Here is a 14,530-nt window from a genome sequence, read left to right as displayed (position 1 = left end):
GGGCCGTCCGGCCGGGTTTCCCGGCACTGCCCCAGTCCGGGAAGCGCGGTGAAAGGGGACGGGGATGGGGCGGCCGCGACCAAGTGTGCGGGGTCGCGGCCGCCCTGCGGTCCTCTTGAGATCAGACCGCCGCCGATGCCAGGTACCCGGAGAACGAGTCGGCTTCGTTCTCGCCCGGCATGTTCAGGTACTTCACGTCGAACCACCGGGTGGCGCCGATCCGCAACGTCAGCCGACGGGCGTCCTGCGGTGGCATCCCGCTCTCGATGTCGACGATCTCGACCGCCGTGACGTCCCGCCCTCGGTAGGGCGCCAGCGGGTCACCGGTCGGGCAGTGATCGTCGCCGATCCTGCCGAGGTCGACCAGCAGACCGGCCGCCAACTCCTTGACCGGCAGACCGGTCGGCAACTCGGCGAGATCGGCGATGAGCTGGTAGTCGGGATCCTTCGTCATGCAGTGCACGAGATGCGCGGTTCCGCCCTGACCGAAGACCAGGTACCTCGGCCGGGCCGGGTACGGGTCGGCGGCCACGAACCGCCTTGCGTACACGACCTGGTCGATCGTCACGGTGAGCCCGGTGGCGAGGGTCCGCTTCCTGCTGAAGTCGTTGCCCGGCAACGTCCAGATCTCGGCCGGGAAGCGGCGCTCGCGGAGCAGCTCGGCCAGCACCATCCTCCTGTCCTCCGGGTTCACCACGATGAACGGCGTCGTGGGGTTGACCCGCCGTGCGTCGAGGAACTTCTGCCTGGCGTCGGCGCCCTTGGCGTCCGTGCCGAGCGTCATCCGGATGACGACCTGGTACTGGTGCGCGGGCACATGGAACATCGCCAGATGCGCGCCGAAGATGACCTGCTCGCCCAGCAGGACGAACCCGTGCTGGTCGGGTTCCTCGACGGCGCCGGGACGCCCGCCCGTGAAGTTACCCACTCCTCGCTCCTTTCCTCGAGCGCTAGAAGCCGTGCCCCCACGTGCGGACCAGCCCGAGCCGGGCCACGTCGTCGTGTGCGAACCCGTCGGCGTAGGCCAGCACGTCGGTGCCGTCCACGACGTGCTCGGCCTTCGCCGGCCGGACGTCCTTCAGGTCCGCCACCAGATGGTTGATCATCTCCTTGGTGACGTGCGGCATCACGTACAGGTGCGCGAAGAGGTCGACCTTCCCCTTCTCGTTCGGCATGGGCACCGTCGACAGCGAGTACTTCGCCACGATGTCGGCCGGAGGCTGCCGGAACCACACGCTCAGTGCCAGCGGTGAGCGGGCCGCCGCCCAGTTCGCCCCGAGCCTGCGCAGCTCGCGCACGGCGTAGTCCGCGAGGTCCGCCGCCTTCACGATCATGTCGATCTGGACCTGCTCGGAGTGCCTGGCGAGGAAGTCCCACATGATCAGCGGCGAGAACGCGTTACGCGAGCCACCGAAGGTGGTGTCGGGCGAGCCGATGTATGCGGGCTGTTCCGGTGGCAGCATCTGCAGCTTCGCCTTGGTCATGAAGACACCGCACGGCCATGACGCGCCGGGATACTTGTGGCCGCTCGTCACGATGGAGCAGACCTCCGGGATGCGGAAGTCGAACTTCGGCAGCCGGGCGTCGCCGTCGGAGATCCGCTTCGCCTCGATCGCCTTCTCCAGGAACGGCCCGTACGTGGCGCCGAGTGCGCCGTCGACGTGGATCCAGTAGCCGGTGCGCACGTCGACCAGCTCGTTGCCGTCGGCGTCGCGGCCGTAGCGGACCTCGCGGCGGTCCAGGCGGTACTTCCGGAAGATCTTGCGCAGCTCGGCGCAGATCGTCTCGACGTCGTCGTAGGCGCCCTTGAACGTGCTGCCGTAGTTGAGGTTCACCAGGATCGGGTGACCCATGCCGGCGAAGAACGCCACGAGCTTCTTCAGGGCGTCGACGTTGATGCGACCGTCCTCATCGGACGGTACCTCGTGGCTCCACGGCTTGCCCGGCGCGAGCGGGTTCGCGAGCGGGTAGCGCTTGGTGCCGAGCTCGTAGAAGCTCGGGATGTCCAGTACCCGTATCGCCTTGGCCACCGAGTAGTGCGTGTCCGCCGAGTAGAAGCACACCGGCGAGTACGCGTTCAGGTTCTCGGGCGGCGCGGTGTCCTGGACCCAGACGTACTGGGCGTGATGGTCGGTGCGCGGCTCACGCATGAGGGTCTTGCCCGACAGGTAGTCCCTGGCGTTCCACAGACCGTAGGTGTTGCCCTCGGAGGAACCCATGGTCAGCACGTACCCCCAGTAGGCGTCCCGCGCCAACGTGCCGGTCTTCCGGTCGATCGTCCTCGGGTGGGCGTGCCACAACTTCGCGTAGTAGTCCAACACCGCCCGTTCCGCCGGGCGGGTGTGCATCGTGAAGTGCGAGTCGGCGAACGGGTCGCCGACGTTGTTGACGTTGTAGTCGAGGAACCTCGACACGTCCTTGCGGTTGCCCAGCTCCTGGTTCGTCTGGTACCCGAGGAAGAATCGCTTCCGCTCGTCGAGGTAGGTCGCCAGCTTGTCCAGCGCGGCCTTGCGCCTGCCGTCGTCCAGGCCACCAGGGCTCAGCTCGAAGTCCTTGTCGGTTGGCGGGACCACCCTCTCGCCGTTGGTCGTGCCGAGCGGTTTGCGATAGTCGGCCAGTGTCACGGTGTCGTCTCCTTCCGAGCGACCGCGTGGAGGAGGTTGGCCTCCGCCAGCGTCATGTGCTCCAGTTCGGACCGGCTCACGCTCTCGTCGTTGCCGTGGATGTTCGACCTGGGCTCCTCGCAACCCCACAGGACGACGTCGGCCAGCGGGTTGGCCGCACGGAAGGCGTTGACCAGCGGGATGGACCCACCCTGCCCCAGCTGCTCCACAGTGGACATCTGGTACGCCGACCGGAGCGCCCACTCGATCACCTCGCGGTACCGCCCGGAGCCCGCCACGAAGCCCCCGCCCTCACCGACCCTGGTGATCTTCGGGGTCAGCCCCCACGGGACGGCCTCCGTCAGGTGGCGGCACAGCTCCTCGTAGGCCTCCGACGGCTTCTGGTCGGGCGCGAGGCGCACCGACAGCCGCGCGGTCACCGACGGGCACAGCACGTTGGTCGGCTTGTCCATGCCCGGTGGTCCGGACAGGCCAACGACGTTGATCGAAGGCTTGCCGTACAGGCGTCCCTCGATCGTGCCCGTGCCGACCAGCGGGACACCGGGCACGACACCCGCGTCGGTGCGGAACACGTGCTCGGAGATCGGCGGCCAGGTGTGGCTGTGTTCGGTGAGCCCCGACACCGCGACCGCACCGGTTTCCGGATCGTGCAAAGTGGACAGCATGTGGGCCAGCGCCATGAAGGCGTCCGGGGCCGGACCGCCGTACATCCCGCTGTGCACCTCGTGGTCGAGGGTGCGGAGCTCGACGTCCACCACGACGATCCCGCGCAGGGTGGTGGTCAGCGTCGGTGCGCCGAGCCGCACGTTCCCGGTGTCCGCGACCACGACAACGTCGGCGTGGAACCGGGCGTCACCCGGGTTGTCCGCGAGGTAGGCGTCCAGCACGCTGTCCCCGGTCTCCTCCTCGCCCTCGATCACGATCTTGATGGTGACGGGCAGCGGCTGCCGTGTGGCCAGCATCGCCCTGATCGCGCCGAGGTGCATGACGATGCCGGACTTGTCGTCGGCCGCGCCCCGGCCGTAGAGCCGGACGTCGTTTCCGTCCTGGACTTCCTTGGCGGCGAAGGGATGGCCGATCGTCCACTTCGACGCGTCCGCGGGCTGCACGTCGTAGTGCGCGTACAGCAGGACGGTCGGGGCGCCCTTGGGGCCGGAGGCGTGTGCGTAGACCAGCGGCGCGGACGTCCTCGACTCGTGCTGGATCCGCGTCACGCCGACGTCGGCGATCCCGGCGTGCCGGAACAGCCCGGCCACCTTCTCCGCGGTCTGCCGCATCGGTGAGCCGCTGTTGGCGCTGACCGACCAGAAACCAACCAGATCGGCGAGTGTCCGCCAGAGACCCGGCATCAGCCTATGGACTTCTTCGCGCATCCCATTGCCGGGGGCAGCCGTCATGGCTGAATCGTGACACCGCTACCGGGATACGGCAGTGCGTCCACCCGGGCTTGTGCGGCACTGCGCACGATCAGGTGACACTCAGCGGTATGACAAGCCCGAGAGGACCCCGAGGTGTCTCATCACCCGACCCGTTCAGGCGGGCGAGGTGGGCAGGGTCGAGGTCGCCGCGGCCGGGCCTGGCCCGCTCGTGCCGTTCGGTGCGCCGTTGGCAGAAGTTCGTTGCGTGGCAACGGACGCGATCCGGGTGTACGCGCTGGCCGGGGTTCTCCGTTTGGTCAGTCTGGCGATGCTCGGGCTGTTCTCGACGACGGCACGGGCGACCTCGTCCAGGCGACGCCTGCTGTTCCTGGCGAACGACCTCATCGTCTCGAAGGCACTGTTCATCGGCAGGTCGTGCCGCTCGGCGAGGATCCCCTTCGCCTGTTCGATGACGACTCGCGAGCGCAGCGCGGACTCCAGCTGGATGACCCGCCGTTCGGTCCTGCCGAGCTCCCGCTCGGCGATGAGGAACGCGGTCGCCGCGCTGACGAGCGCCTTGCCCACCACGCGGTCGTCGGCGCTGAGGTCGCCGGGGTTCTTCCGGAACAGGATCAGCGAGCCGACGATCTCACCGGTCAGCATGAGCGGGATGACGTGTGCCGAGGAGAACCCGGCGTTCAGGGTGGCGGACCGGAAGATGTCCCCGTAGCGGTCCTCCGTCTCGAGGTTGGGCACGCTCACCGGCCTGCGGTCCCGGTAGCTCACGATGCTCGGCCCCGCCTCGTAGTGCACCTGGATGACCTGCAGAAGGCGAGCCGTCTGCGACAGTGCCGCCGTGATGGACAGACGGCCCTCCGTGTCGGCGAGGAGGACGCCCGCGTCGTCGGCGTTCAGCAGCCGGGCCGAATGCCGCGCCACGTCGTCGGCATAGCGCGACTCGTCGAACGGGCGACGACGCACGAAGGACAGCTCGGTGATCGCCGTCGCCAACTCGACATCTCGGCCCATGTTGTCTCCCTTCACCGGTCCCCTGTGGAGTGTGGACCACTGTGCCGCATCCGATTCACCCTCGGGGAGACGAAAACGTGATATTCACACACAATCACCCGCGGAAGGTGAGACCTCACCTAGCGCGTCCCGTAGACGCAGTAGTAGATCCGCGGCCGAGGGTCGGCCGGGCGTTGCATCACCGTGAACCCGGCCTCACACAGCAGGTCACCGACCGCGGCGCTGGTCCGCAGCCACGTGCTTCCCCCTTCGTCGGCTCGGAAGTCGTGACAGGACACCACGATGTTGCGTACCCGCGCGAGAACGGCGGGCGCCGCGGCGAGCACGCCGAGCTCACCGCCGCCGATGTTCACCTTGAGGAGGTCGATCCGGTCCACCTCGAGCCGCTCGACGAGCTCGCCCAGCCGTTCGCCGGCCACGGCGCCCTCGGCCGCCGCACCGAGCACAGTGGACCGTACCGCCGTCACGTTGTCCAACCCGTGCTGCGAGATCGTCCAGCGCAGGCACCGGAACAGCCACGGGTCCGGCTCGACGCTGACGACCCGGCCGTCCGGCCTCACGAGGTCGGAGAACAGTCGCGTGTCGACGCCGACGCCCGCGCCGAGGTCGACGATCAGGTCACCCTCCTTCGGGTGGTAGCCGAACAGGAACATGTCCCAGGTGGACAGTGCGTACACCGGTCCGCTCACCGCGGGCCGCTCGTCGGAGCTCATGACGGCGATCCCCCGGGTGAGGGGAAGCCGGGGTTGACGCCACCGTGGCCGGTGATGCCGCGTGGCCGGACGAGCGCGACGACCGTGAGCACGAGGATCCAGGCGTCGAGCCGCCACGACCGGTGTTCGATGTACCAGAGGTCGAGCTCGATCCGTTCGGCCCAGCTCAACCGGTTGCGCCCGCGGACCTGGGCCCATCCGGTCAGACCCGGCCGCACGGCGAGCCGGCCGCGCTGGCGCCGGTCGTACGCGCGGACCTGTTCGGGCAGCGTCGGCCTCGGCCCGATCAGCGACATCTCCCCGCGCAGGATGTTGACCAGCTGGGGCAGCTCGTCGATGCTCACCCGGCGTAGGGCGGCGCCCAGCCTGGTCTGGCGGTCCCGGTCGGGTTCGTCGGGATAGGACGGCTGGCGCATCGTGCGGAACTTGAGGATCGCGAACTCCTCGCCGTCCCGGCCGGACCTGCGTTGCCGGAACAGCACCGGCGTCCCGAGCCGCCACCGCACCAGCAGTGCGACCACGCCGAGCAGTGGCAGCAGCAACGCGATCGCGATCACCGTGACGAGGATGTCGAACAGCCGCCGCGCCGAGGTGTCCCGCCGCCCACGCTCGAAGGCCATGCCGTCGGCCCTCGTCGTGCCACTCGTCATGCGGTTGCCTCCCCCATCACCTTCACCACCGCCCGGCCCACGTCGGTGACGTCCGACGGGTCCAGGTTGGAATGAACGGGCAGGGTCAGCGACGTGCCGCCCAGATGTGCCGCCACCGGCAGGCTCTCGGGCACCCCGGGCAGCCTCTGGAACGCCCGTTCGCGGTAGATCTCGGTACATCCGCCGTGCGCGCACGGAATTCCCTCGGCGTTGATCGCGGCGACCACCCGGTCCCGGTCCCAGCCGTCCCGGAGGGCCTCGGGCCGCACGTGCGCGTAGAAGCGGTAGTAGGCGTGCGCGACGTGCGCCGGCGGGTCCTCGACACGGATCCCGTCGAGCTCGCGCAGCACGCCCAGCAGGGCGTTCGCGTTCGCCTGGCGCCGGGAGACCCAGTCGTTCACCTTGCGCAGCTGCAGCCTGCCGATCGAGGACTGCACCTCGGTCATCCTGGCGTTCGTGCCGAAGCTGTCGTGCAGCCAGCGGAACCCGTACCCGCGTCTGGGTTGTCGCACGGTGGACACGTTGACGCCGTGGTCCTTGAACTCCCAGCAGCGACGCCACAACGACAGGTCCGAGGTCGTGATGGCGCCGCCTTCCCCGCCGGTGGTGAGGATCTTGTCCTGGCAGAAGGACCAGGCCGCGATGTCGCCGAAGCCGCCAACCGACTCGTCGAAGTACCGGGCGCCGTGCGCCTGCGCGCAGTCCTCCACCAACCGGAGGTCGTGTTCCTCGGCCAGGCGCAACAGTTCCGCGAGCTCGGCAGGATGTCCGGCCAGGTGCACGACGACGATCGCCCGGGTCCGAGGGGACAGCAACGGCTCGACGGACTCGGCGGTGAGACACTGGCTGCGGATGTCCACGTCGGCGATCACCGGGGTGGCGCCGCACCGGACGACCGCGCCCGCCGTGGCGATGAACGTCGCGGCGGGCACGATCACCTCGTCGTCCGGCCCGATGTCCAGACTGGACAGTGCGATCTCCAGCGCGGCGGTGCCGTTGGACACGGCCACCGCGTAGCGGGTGCCGACGAACGCGGCGAACTCGTGCTCGAACGCACGTCCGTGCTCGCCGGTCCAGTAGTTGACCCGGCCGGACGACAACACCTCGCTCGCCGCTGCGATCTCCTCCGCCGAGAAGACCGGCCATGGCGGCAGTGACTCGGTCCGAAGTGGTTCACCACCGTCGATGGCCAACTCGGTCGACTTGATCGCTCCGGTGCTCATGCCGCCCCCTCACCCACGCGGATGACCCGTGCCGGCACACCGCCCACAGTGGACCCGGGATCGACGTCGCGCGTCACCACGGCGCCGGCCGCGACCGTCGCGCCGGCGCCCACCCGGACGCCACGCAGCACCGTTGCCCGTGCGCCCAACCAGACATCGGGTCCTATGTAGACCGGGGCGGTGCGGTGCAGTCCGGCGCGCAGCGGCGTGCCGGCGGAGCGGGCGTGGTCGGCGTCGCGCACCACCGTCATCTCCGCCAGGAGCGAACCTTCCGCTATCTCGACGTGGTCGCGTGCCACGATCACCGAGTGGGGCCCGACCGACTCCGCCGCGACGCGCAGGAACGCGCCCGGTCCGGCGATGATCTGGCACCCCCGGCCGACCACCACACCACTGAGCACGACGACCGCGCCCTTGCCGGCGTAGACCTCGACCCCCGGGCCCAGCACCGTTCCGGTGATCGTGACGTCGGGAAACGCGAGCCGTACGTAGCAGACGCGGGCAGCGGACATGGCGAGCGCGCCGGCCCGGCGCACCCCACGCAACGTCCTTCGCATATCAGTCCCTTCAGGTGTGAGCGGCCGTCCGAACGCGGCGGCGCAGCAGATCGCCGGCGACCACGGACATGCCGGCGTAGACGAGTACCGAACCGACCGCGACGCCGGTCGACCCCGCCGACGCCGCGAGGCCGTAGACGACGATGGCCACGCCACCGGCGACGCAGCCGAGCACACCCGCGGCACCGGTCCACCCGCCGCCGAGCAGTCCCCGGCTGGCGACGCTGAACGGCGCGAGGCACACCTCGGCGACCGCCAGCACCGGCAGCAGGCCGACGACGGCGGCGAACTCGGGTCCGAACACCGGCACGACCAGCAGCCATCCCGCGACGACCACGAGAAGCCCACCCACGGCGGCGGCGCAGACCGCGAACCTCGTCGCCCCGCCGAGCCGCCGGGCACCGAGTCCGACCGAGGTGTCCCTCAGGTACACCTGGCCCGCCGCGGCCGGCAGCAGGCGCGACACCTCGGACATCGTGGCCGCGAGCGAGTAGACCCCGACCGTCGCCGGCCCGGCCACGACCCCGAGGCAGTACCGGTCGGCCCGCAGCACGAACGCGAGCCCGACGGTCAGCCCGAGCGCCGGGCTGCCCTGCCGGAGCATCGCCCTCATCCGCCGCGACTCCGGTTTGGACAGTCGCAGGAGGCCGGCCCGACACAACCCGGCCACCTCGGCGAGCCCGACGACGACGATGCCGATCCCCTGCGCGGCAAGCAGAACCGCGGCGGACGGGCCGGCGGGCGCCGCGGCCAGCACCCCGGTGAGCCCACCAAGGCTCATCGCAGCCGCCCCGAGCGCACCCCGCCGGAGGTGACCGTCGGCGAACCAACCGTCCGGCACCTGGGTGAGCAACACCTGGCCCGCGGTACACACGGCGGTGGCGCCGAGAAACGCGGGCGAACGCAGCGCCGGATCGATCCACGAGGCCGACACCGCGGCGGCCGACACCGCGGCGGCCGTGGCGAGCACCAGCCCACCGAGCGAGCACCACGTGTACGCACACACGAGGGACCGCCGCGCGCTGGTGTTGGGTAGCCCCGCCCGAAACGCCGCGCCGGAACCAAGACCGCCGACGAGCCCGCTGATCCCGCCGATCGTCAGGCCGAGCACCATCAGACCGCGGTCCGCCGGCGCTAGCACCCAGGTGGCAACGAGCCCGGCTGACACGTTGGCGGCGGCCTGCAACGCACTGGCACCAGACACGGCGGCGAGCCTGCTCACGACGCCACCCCGGCCGCCTGCGCGGGCGGTGTGTTTGTGCCACCGGCGCTGTCTCGAAAGACTCTTTCGGGTCGTTGAACGTCATCGGCGCGTCTTTCGAGACACCGGCGATGCCCCGAACGCGTCTTTCGGGACCCAGCGGGTGCGCGCCGGGCGCGCAGCGCCCGGCGCCCGCGAAGTGTCTGACGAGGCCCGCAACCGTCTCGCAGGGTGCGACATCCCCACAGGATCATCGGTGGATTGAGGTTGAGTGTCCCGAAGGGCACCTTCAGGACATCACGATGCCTCCCGCTCACGGCGCCACCTCCCGGGTTCGGCGGCGTTCGCCCAGCCAGATCGCGGCGCGGGCCAGGATCACCAGCAGGATGCCGAGGGCGACCTGGACCGGGATCGGGGCGAAGGAGTTGCGGACGCCGGTGAGCAGCGGCAGGAGGACGACGCCGACCGTGGCGTCGCCGAGTGGGGTGCTCGGTAGCCGTTCGAGGCGGGACAGGACGAGGCCGATCAGGCCGAGGCCCAGCACCACGCCGAAGAATCCCAGGTTGTGGTATCCCTCGGCGACCGGGGAGCCGCCGATGGGACCGACCCTGGTGAAGATCTCGACGTTGAACATGCGGGTGTCGACGGTGGGTGGGCCGCCGTGCCAGCCGGTGAGTGTTTCCAGGACGCGTACCGGGAGCACCACGAGGGTCTCGCCGAACCGGTACGGCTCGCCGTAGGCGTGCCAGTCGAGCACCACGACGGTCGGGCGCAGTGAGTGACCCATCTCCGCGATGGCGTCGAGCGGGGCCGCCAGGAGCGAGGAAGACGCGCCGCCGCCCAGCCGCGCGGTGCGGATGAGTCCGATGACCGCGAGCAGGCACGGGATCCCCAGTATCGTCCACAACGGACGGATGGCGCGGCCTCGCCTGGCCTCGACCACCAGCATCGCCACCAGCGGGAACAACACCGCTCCCCGGGTGCCGATCAGGAAGGCCACGACCGCGTAGCCGCCGAAGCCGACCCACGCCGCCGTGCGGGCCCAGCCGCCGGCCACGATCGCGAGCACCGCCCCGAAGCCGATGCACAGGGTGCCGTAGCCGAGCAGCCCGTCGGACTCGTTGATCCGCAGGAACGTCGTGTAGCCGCCGAGGAACCCCTCGACCCCGCCGGCCTTCACCGCGGCCACGCCGAAGATGGCGATGCCGAGGAGTTCCACGCCGAGCCCGATCGTCCCGCACACCGGGCCGTACTGGGCAGGCCGCGGCGCGGGTCGGGCAGCGGCGACGCGGGTGTGCGCACACAGGGTGAAGGCGATCATGCCGACGATCGCCAGCCGGACGGCCACCGGCGTGTACGCCTCGTAGAGCCATGACGTGTCGTACGCGGTGAACGCGGCCGGTCCCCGCACGGCCACGGTGACCAGCAGGCCACCGTGGAAAAGTCCGAAGAGTACGAGATAGGTGGTGCTCGGCCGGTACCAACCTCTTCGGGACAGCAGTGCCACGCACAGCGCCCAGCTGAGCCAGAACTCGCCGGCCAGCGCGCCGATGTCGCCGGCCGGCACGGGGAACACCAGCACCACGGCCGCGACCAGCACGAGCGTGAGCACCAGCGCTCCGGCCGCCCTGCCCCGGTCGTCGACGGCGGCCGTCTCGGTCAGTGTCCGGCGATCCACACGCGCCTCCAGGCGTCCACAGAGGCCTCCAGCGCGAAGCGGGAGAGGGTCACGACGGTCCGGATCTCCGCGCGTTCGGCGGACGGTGTCGCGGCAAGGCGCAGCGCGGTCTCCGCCCAGAACCGCGGACCGGCGACGAGGGGCAGCACCGTGATGCCGCTCAGCTCGCCGGCCAGCTCGCGAATGCCCGGCAGGTCCGAGGCCAGCACCGGCACGCCGGCCGCGAGTGCCTCGAGCACGACGCCGGGGAGCCCTTCCCGATGGGACGGCAGCAGCAGCACACCGGCACGGGCGAGGATGTCGGGGATGTGGTCGACGTCGCCGAGCAGGCGCACCGACGGATCGACACACGCGGAGGCCGGCAGGTCGGCGATGCCTCCCGGGCCGGCGATGAAGAGTTCCGTGTCCGGCGCCGCATTGCGTGCCTCCACGTGCACCGCGAGCAGGAAGGCGCGGTTCTTCTCCGGCGCGGCGCGTCCGATGTGGACCAGCACGGGGTGGTCGGCGTCCACACGCCGGCGGGCGAAGCGCGCGACGTCCACCCCGTTGGGGACCACCCGGTAGCGGCCGTCGGCAGGGGGTGGCGTGGCGAAGGCGAGCGCGGCGGAGGTGACACCCAGTACCGCCGTCGCCGACCGCCGCAGAGCCACCCGGAGCACCGCTCTTCGCAGCCGGCGTTCGGTGTCCGGGTGGCCGTCGCCCTCGCTGTGCATGCGGGCGATCCGCGCCGGCACACCAGCCAGGGCCGCCATCGTGAGCACCAGGCCGCTGGCCAGGCTGACGTGGGAGGTGACGACGTCGGGCCGGGCCGCGCGCAGCCACCGCCAGAGACGGACGGCGAACGTGTGCCGAGGCGAGATCGGACACCGGTCCACCGTGGCGCCCGCGGCGACGAACCGGTTGGCGAGCCTGCCCTCGCTCTCGCCGAGGAGGAGGAACCGCTGCCGCACCTCGGTGGGCGGGATGCGCCGGCACAGTTCGAGCGCGACGGTTTCGGCGCCACCCCGGTCCAGGGTGCCGAGCACGTGCACGACGGTCACAGTCATGCCTGATCCGAAGTTGTCGTAGGGAGTGTCATGCCGTCAGCTCCCGGCGGCTCGTGGCGGATCGGCGGCGGGGCCGTGCCGGTGGCAGGGCCGCCAGCCATGACGCGAAGCGTTTGTCCAGTTCGGACCGGATGTAGCGGTGTGACACGGCGAGGTTGCGTGCCGACTGTTCCTCCCACGCGGCCGGGTCGGACAGCAGGCGGCGGATGGCGCCGGCCAGCGCGACCGGGTCGTCCGGTGGCACCAGGCAGGAGCTGTCGAGGAGTTCGGGGATGCCACCGACGGCCGAGCCCACCGCGGGAAGTGCCCTGGCCATCGCCTCGACGAGTGCCCTGGGCAGTCCCTCGGTGCGGGACGGCATCACGAACAGCGACGCGGCGTCCAGCAACTCGACGATCTCGCCCGGACCGTCGAGCGCGCCGGTGAACGTGACCGTGCCGGCCAGTCCGGCCTCTTCGCACTGCTCCCTCAGTTCGCCGTGCAGCCGGCCGTCGCCCACGACCGTGGCGATGATCGGCACCCCGCTGGCGGCGAGGAGTCGAACCGCGGTCAGCAGCACGTCGTGTCCTTTGTAGCGGGTCTCGTGGCTGCCGACGGCGACGACGCGGAACGGCGCGGGCCGCCACGTTCGGCCACCCGACACGAACGCCGCCTTGTCGAGGCGGACGTTGGACACCGCCACCGTGGGTGTGCCCGGCCGTGGCGGGTACCGGCGCTGCAGGGTTGTCTCGGTGACGAAGCGGGACGCGTCCGCCCTACCCACGATCGCCTTCTGGAGCCAGGCGACGGGGCGGGCGAGGAGCTTGCCCGGCAGGCCGAGCACGCCGGAGCGAAGCACCTCCTCGGGGTCGCCGACGATCTCGACCGCATAGCGCCGGCCCAGCGCCTGGCAGGCCAGCCCCGCCACCGTGCCCACCGGGCCCGGCAGGCGGAGCACGACGGTCTCGGCGTTCGCCACGGCCTTCGTCACGGACACGCTCATCGCGGGCGCCGCACGCAGGAGGCCGCGAGCACCGACGTAGTAGGGCAACGGGTGCAGCACGCTGCTGTCGTCCAAACGGGACGGTCGGCGTCGGCCCCTCCTGCCGGCCCGCGCGACCACGCGGACCCGGTTGCCGGCATCCAGATAGGGGGTGCGGAGCAGCTTGCCGTTCACCGGATCCACCGGCATCCACTGCCCCTGCCGCCAGACGAACCTGGCCTCGGTGAACAGGGTCAGCTCCCGGGCGCCGTGCGGGGTTCGGCCGGCGACCCGCTCGATGACGTCGACGACCGCGTCGGCGGAGCGCACGGCGGAGAACTCCCGCACCACGAGGTCTCGCGCCGAGCGGCCCCAGGCGGCGAGCCGCCCGGCCTCGTGCTCGGCGAAGGCATGGCGCAGAGCGTTTGCCAGCGCCTCCACGTCACCGGCGGGTACCACCAGCCCGCAGCCCGCCGGCACGGCTTCCGGCAGGGCACCGGCGTCGCTGACGACGCTCGGCACCCCCATGGCGCTCGCCTCGAGAACGGCGCCGTGATTGTCCGAAAAGGACGGCGAGACGGACAGGTCGGCCGCGGCGTAGTAGGTACGGACGTCGTCGGTGCTGTCGACGCGGGTGACGCCGTGGTCCGGGTCGTCCAGTTGGAACAGTCGGACCATGGACTGCCGGTGCCGCTCCCCCGCCTCGTCGAAGCCGCTGCCGACCATCAGCAGGCGGCTTTCGGGGTGCTCGGCGTGGAAACCGCGCCACGCCGCCAGCAGGACCTCGTGCCCCTTGACCCCGTACGCGCCGTGCAGCGATGGTTTCGGCGCGTAGACGTAGGCCACCATGACCACGACGAAGGCGTCCGGCGCCAGGCCGAGTTCCGCCCTGGCCCGTTCGCGTCGTTCCGGCGGGAACGGCTGGAACCGCCGGGTGTCCACACCGTACGGAATGGTCGGCGTCCTGGCCGCCGGCAGGCCGAGCCGGCGGTATCGATCGACGGTGTGGGCGCTGCCGCCGATGGTCACCGTGTCGAGCCGGGCGAGAAACCGTTCCGCCATCCGGATGGGCGCCGCGTCGAGGTACAACGGCCCGGCCACCATGTGCACCCGCGGGATGCCCAGCCCGAGGCTCGACAACCGGGTGGCCAGCGCGGAGGCGTACAGGTGGTAGTGCAACACGTCCGGTGCGAGCCGGACGAGCAGGCGCCGCAGCCGCAGCAGCCCGGCCAGGGTGTCCACGCTCGGCCGGAACTGGAAGTCGAGCGGGCTGTCGACGACCGGCACACCTCGTGCGGCCAGGGCGGTGCGGAGCCGGCCCGGCTGTTCGGGCAGCACCACGACCACGGCGTGTCCTCGTCTGCGCAGCTCGTCGATGTGCGGCAGCACCCACAATCCGCCCTCGCTGGTCTTCAGTACCAACAGGACGGACAGTGCCGCCGGTGCGGGTTGCTCGGCCGCGGCGGTGGTTCTCAACGTCTCGGTCATGC

At 70.8% G+C, this 14,530-nt stretch carries 12 protein-coding genes; all 12 read right to left on the bottom strand.

Features of this window, described 5'->3' with window-relative positions:
- Nucleotides 1-121 precede the first annotated feature (121 nt).
- On the bottom strand, nucleotides 122-928 hold the full coding sequence (locus VF106_RS00645; RefSeq protein WP_330837523.1) for a hypothetical protein: 807 nt from the start codon (nucleotides 926-928) through the stop codon (nucleotides 122-124).
- Nucleotides 929-950: 22 nt separating this feature from the next.
- Nucleotides 951-2,624 carry a pyridoxal-dependent decarboxylase gene (locus VF106_RS00640; protein ID WP_330837522.1) on the bottom strand — a complete coding sequence of 558 codons (1,674 nt, stop codon included), beginning with the start codon at nucleotides 2,622-2,624 and terminating at the stop codon, nucleotides 951-953.
- Complete coding sequence (locus VF106_RS00635) at nucleotides 2,621-3,997, bottom strand: M20/M25/M40 family metallo-hydrolase (protein WP_330837610.1); 1,377 nt, start codon at nucleotides 3,995-3,997, stop codon at nucleotides 2,621-2,623. The genes VF106_RS00640 and VF106_RS00635 overlap by 4 nt, the downstream gene beginning before the upstream one ends.
- 159 nt (nucleotides 3,998-4,156) lie before the next feature.
- Nucleotides 4,157-5,011, bottom strand: coding sequence for an ANTAR domain-containing protein (locus VF106_RS00630; RefSeq protein ID WP_330837521.1), 855 nt, complete (start codon nucleotides 5,009-5,011; stop codon nucleotides 4,157-4,159).
- A gap of 119 nt (nucleotides 5,012-5,130) precedes the next feature.
- The gene (locus tag VF106_RS00625) at nucleotides 5,131-5,724 is read right to left on the bottom strand and encodes a class I SAM-dependent methyltransferase (RefSeq protein WP_330837520.1); all 594 of its coding nucleotides are present in this window, start codon (nucleotides 5,722-5,724) and stop codon (nucleotides 5,131-5,133) included.
- Nucleotides 5,721-6,374, bottom strand: coding sequence for a sugar transferase (locus tag VF106_RS00620; protein ID WP_330837519.1), 654 nt, complete (start codon nucleotides 6,372-6,374; stop codon nucleotides 5,721-5,723). Before VF106_RS00620 ends, VF106_RS00625 begins: the two co-directional genes overlap by 4 nt.
- Entirely contained in the window at nucleotides 6,371-7,597 is a 1,227-nt protein-coding gene (locus tag VF106_RS00615) for a DegT/DnrJ/EryC1/StrS family aminotransferase (protein ID WP_330837518.1), read from the bottom strand. Before VF106_RS00615 ends, VF106_RS00620 begins: the two co-directional genes overlap by 4 nt.
- Nucleotides 7,594-8,154 (bottom strand): DapH/DapD/GlmU-related protein, encoded by a 561-nt coding sequence (locus tag VF106_RS00610; protein WP_330837517.1) that lies wholly within the window; start codon nucleotides 8,152-8,154, stop codon nucleotides 7,594-7,596. The genes VF106_RS00615 and VF106_RS00610 overlap by 4 nt, the downstream gene beginning before the upstream one ends.
- 10 nt (nucleotides 8,155-8,164) lie before the next feature.
- A complete protein-coding gene (locus VF106_RS00605) occupies nucleotides 8,165-9,376 on the bottom strand; it encodes a lipopolysaccharide biosynthesis protein (protein ID WP_330837516.1) in 1,212 nt (403 codons plus the stop codon).
- Between the two features lie 292 nt (nucleotides 9,377-9,668).
- Nucleotides 9,669-11,033, bottom strand: a complete 1,365-nt coding sequence (gene wzy / locus VF106_RS00600) for an O-antigen polysaccharide polymerase Wzy (RefSeq protein WP_330837515.1) — start codon at nucleotides 11,031-11,033, stop codon at nucleotides 9,669-9,671.
- The gene (locus VF106_RS00595) at nucleotides 11,015-12,079 is read right to left on the bottom strand and encodes a glycosyltransferase (protein WP_330837514.1); all 1,065 of its coding nucleotides are present in this window, start codon (nucleotides 12,077-12,079) and stop codon (nucleotides 11,015-11,017) included. The genes wzy and VF106_RS00595 overlap by 19 nt, the downstream gene beginning before the upstream one ends.
- A gap of 28 nt (nucleotides 12,080-12,107) precedes the next feature.
- Entirely contained in the window at nucleotides 12,108-14,528 is a 2,421-nt protein-coding gene (locus VF106_RS00590) for a glycosyltransferase (RefSeq protein ID WP_330837513.1), read from the bottom strand.
- Between the last annotated feature and the right edge of the window lie 2 nt (nucleotides 14,529-14,530).

This window comes from Actinophytocola sp. (genome assembly GCF_036378875.1).
GTDB lineage: Bacteria > Actinomycetota > Actinomycetes > Mycobacteriales > Pseudonocardiaceae > Actinophytocola.
Note: the sequence above shows the minus strand (reverse complement) of the source record. Positions and strands in the feature narration are given on the sequence as shown.